This window comes from Methylobacterium sp. B1 (assembly GCF_000333255.1).
GTDB lineage: Bacteria > Pseudomonadota > Alphaproteobacteria > Rhizobiales > Beijerinckiaceae > Methylobacterium > Methylobacterium fujisawaense.
In genome coordinates this window covers 1-3,109 of record NZ_BACT01000875.1, presented here as the reverse complement: position 1 = coordinate 3,109, position 3,109 = coordinate 1, and the positions used below count along the sequence as shown (strand labels likewise).

Below are 3,109 nucleotides of genomic sequence, written 5' to 3'. Positions count from 1 at the left end.
AGCCCGAGCTCGGCGCCCGAGCACAGCATGCCGCGGCTCTCCACGCCGCGGATCGTGCCCACCGACAGGGTGATGTTCTGCCCCGGANCGTAGGTGCCCGGCGGCGCGAAGACCGAGACGAGACCGGCCCGGGCGTTCGGCGCTCCGCAGACCACCTGCACGGGCGCGCCCGTGCCCGTCTCGACGGAGCAGACCCGCAGCCGGTCGGCGTTCGGGTGCTGCTCGGCCGTCAGGATCTTCGCGATCACGTAGGGCTTCAGCGCGGCGGCCTTGTCCTCGACGCCCTCCACCTCCAGGCCGATCCGCGTCAGCGTCTCGGCGACGGTGTCGAGGGTGGCCTCGGTGTCGAGGTGGTCCTTGAGCCAGGAGAGGGTGAATTTCATGATGGACCTTCGAGAGCCCGATATCGGCTCGACCGTCGGAGGAACAGGATGGCGGGGCCGTCACCGGAGCCGGAGGGCCCCGGTGAGGCCGGTGGGGCTCAGCCCGTGAGGCCGCCCACGAGGCTCGGAACGTCGAGCGGGCGGAAGCCGTAATGATCCAGCCAGCGGACGTCGGCCTCGAAGAACGGCCGCAGGTCCGGCATGCCGTATTTCAGCATGGCGATTCGGTCGATGCCGACACCGAAGGCGAAGCCCTGCACGGCATCCGGGTCGAGCCCGCAATTGCGCAGCACGTTCGGGTGCACCATCCCACAGCCCAGGATCTCCAGCCAGTCGTCGCCCTCGCCGAAGCGGATCTCGCCGCCCTTGCGCGAGCACTGGATGTCGACCTCCGCGGAGGGCTCGGTGAAGGGGAAGAAGGACGGGCGGAAGCGCATCTTCACGCCCTCCACCTCGAAGAACGCTTTGCAGAACTCCTCCAGCACCCATTTCAGGTTGGCGATGTTGGCCGCCTTGTCGATCACCAGCCCTTCGACCTGATGGAACATCGGCGTGTGGGTCTGATCGGAATCGTGCCGGTAGGTCCGGCCCGGGATGATCACCCGGATCGGCGGGGTTTGCGCCCGCATGGTGCGGATCTGGACCGGCGAGGTGTGGGTGCGCAGCACCTTGCGCTTCCCGTCGCGGTCCGGCGCCAGGAAGAAGGTGTCGTGCATCTCGCGGGCCGGGTGCCCGGGCGGGAAGTTGAGGGCGGTGAAGTTCAGCTCGTCCGTCTCGATGTCCGGACCCTCGGCTACCGCGAAGCCCATATCGGCGAAGATCGCGGTGATCTCGTCGATCACCTGGGAGATCGGATGGATCCGGCCGCGCACCTCGGGGGCCTCGCGGACCGGCAGCGTCACGTCGACCCGCTCGGAGGCGAGGCGGGCCTCCAGAGCGGCCTCGGCGAGGGCGGTCTTGCGCGCGGTGACGGCGCCCTGGACCCGGTCGCGCAGGCCGTTGATCAGCGGGCCGCGCTCCTTACGCTCCTCCGGCGTCATCGCACCGAGGGTCTTCAGCAGATCCGAGACACTGCCCTTCTTGCCGAGCGCGGCGACGCGGACCGCGTCGAGGGCCGCCTCGTCGGACGCCGCGCTCACCTGGGCCAGGAGATCGCGTTCGAGGGTATCGAGATCGGTCATCGCTGTCTTCGAGCAGGGTTGGCGGAGTCGGCCGTCGGGCCGTGCTCTCGCGCGTTGTGCGCCCGCACGCAAGCGCGGGGCAGGGGACCTCGTAAACGACGAAGGCGCGGCTCCCCGGGGAACCGCGCCTTCCGTACGTCTCGCCTCAGGCCTGGATCAGGCGGCCTTGGCGGTGGTCTGCGGCAGTGCGGCCTTCGCCTTCTCGACGACGGCGGCGAAGCTCGCCGGCTCGTGGATCGCGAGCTCCGACAGGGCCTTGCGGTCGACGACGATGCCGGACTTCGCCAGACCGTCGATGAAGCGCGAGTAGGTCAGGCCGTGCTCGCGGACCGCCGCGTTGAGACGCTGGATCCAGAGGGCGCGGAACGTGCGCTTCTTGTTCTTGCGGTCGCGGTAGGCATACTGCATGCCCTTCTCGACCGCCTGCTTGGCGATCCGGATCGTATTCTTGCGCCGGCCGTAATAGCCCTTGGCGGCCTTCAGAACTTTCTTGTGCTTCGCGTGACTGGTCACGCCGCGCTTGACGCGGGCCATCGGTTATCTCCTGGATTCGACGAAAGACAGTGGCAACGGGTGTTGAAGGACTTACCGCGCGTTCGGCAGGAAGTACTTCTTCACGTTGGCGGCATCGCCCTCGAACAGGGTCGTGGTGCCGCGCAGGTTGCGGATCTGCTTGGTCGTCCGCTTGATCATCCCGTGGCGCTTGCCGGCCTGGGCGTACATCACCTTGCCGGTGCCGGTGATCTTGAAGCGCTTCTTCGCGCCCGATTTCGTCTTCAACTTGGGCATTTGGCTCTCCGTTGCGCGAAATGATCCCGGACCGCCCCGCAAGGGTCGGATGGGGTTCGCGCGCTGATGCTTCTGGTGGAGCAGCACGAGCCGCCACGGCAGCCCTATCGGCCGGGCGGTTCGACGCGGTGCGGCTTATGACAGAAAGCTGACGCGGCGGCAACGCCCGTGAGGCGGGACGCGGGCCTGGGGGGCGGAGGGCCCTGGACATCCGCGTCGCCGGTCCGGGGCGCAGCGGGCGAGCCCGGGATCCAGAAGCGCCGACACCGCCGTTTCGGGCGCCCGGTCCGTATCCGGTTCCGGGATCTGCTGCGCCGTCCCGGAGTACGGGTTTGTCGGGTCCGGGCGCAACCTGATCCCGATAGCCGGCGTTCGTGATCCTGAGGCGCATGGAGGCGATGCGCGTGTCCGGACCGGAGACGGGCCGGCTCCGCGCGACTGCCCCGCGAGCAGCGGATTGGGCGCCGGTGACCATGTCGCGGCCGCTGATTCGGAGGAATTCGGGGACAGCGAGCGCGCTGCACAAAACGGTGAGCGACAACGGGGGTCGCCAGGAACCATAACCTTGGCCGTCCGTTTCATTCATGTCCCGCTCAGGCCGGCAGGGTTAGACCCCCCGTCAAATTCGGCCAACCAGGAGACACTTCGTGCGCATTGCCCAGATCGCTCCGTTGTCGGAGGCCGTCCCTCCGAAGTTCTACGGCGGCACCGAGCGCGTCGTCAGCTGGATTACAGAAGAACTGGTCCGCCAGGGTC

At 68.1% G+C, this 3,109-nt stretch carries 3 protein-coding genes and 2 pseudogenes; 1 reads left to right on the top strand and 4 read right to left on the bottom strand.

Annotated elements, in window-relative coordinates:
* The 4 genes and pseudogenes from I53_RS24950 to rpmI all read right to left on the bottom strand — a co-directional run.
* Positions 1-383: pseudogene (locus I53_RS24950) on the bottom strand (phenylalanine--tRNA ligase subunit beta); the annotation flags it as partial.
* Positions 384-481: 98 nt separating this feature from the next.
* Positions 482-1,564, bottom strand: coding sequence for a phenylalanine--tRNA ligase subunit alpha (pheS, locus tag I53_RS24945; RefSeq protein ID WP_043355813.1), 1,083 nt, complete (start codon positions 1,562-1,564; stop codon positions 482-484).
* A 156-nt stretch (positions 1,565-1,720) separates the two neighbouring features.
* The gene (gene rplT, locus I53_RS24940) at positions 1,721-2,098 is read right to left on the bottom strand and encodes a 50S ribosomal protein L20 (RefSeq protein WP_043355811.1); all 378 of its coding nucleotides are present in this window, start codon (positions 2,096-2,098) and stop codon (positions 1,721-1,723) included.
* 51 nt (positions 2,099-2,149) lie between these two features.
* Positions 2,150-2,353, bottom strand: coding sequence for a 50S ribosomal protein L35 (gene rpmI / locus I53_RS24935; protein WP_007561407.1), 204 nt, complete (start codon positions 2,351-2,353; stop codon positions 2,150-2,152).
* Between the two features lie 647 nt (positions 2,354-3,000).
* On the opposite strand from rpmI, the pseudogene I53_RS32800 reads away from it, so the two are divergent.
* Positions 3,001-3,109: pseudogene (locus tag I53_RS32800) on the top strand (glycosyltransferase family 4 protein); the annotation flags it as partial.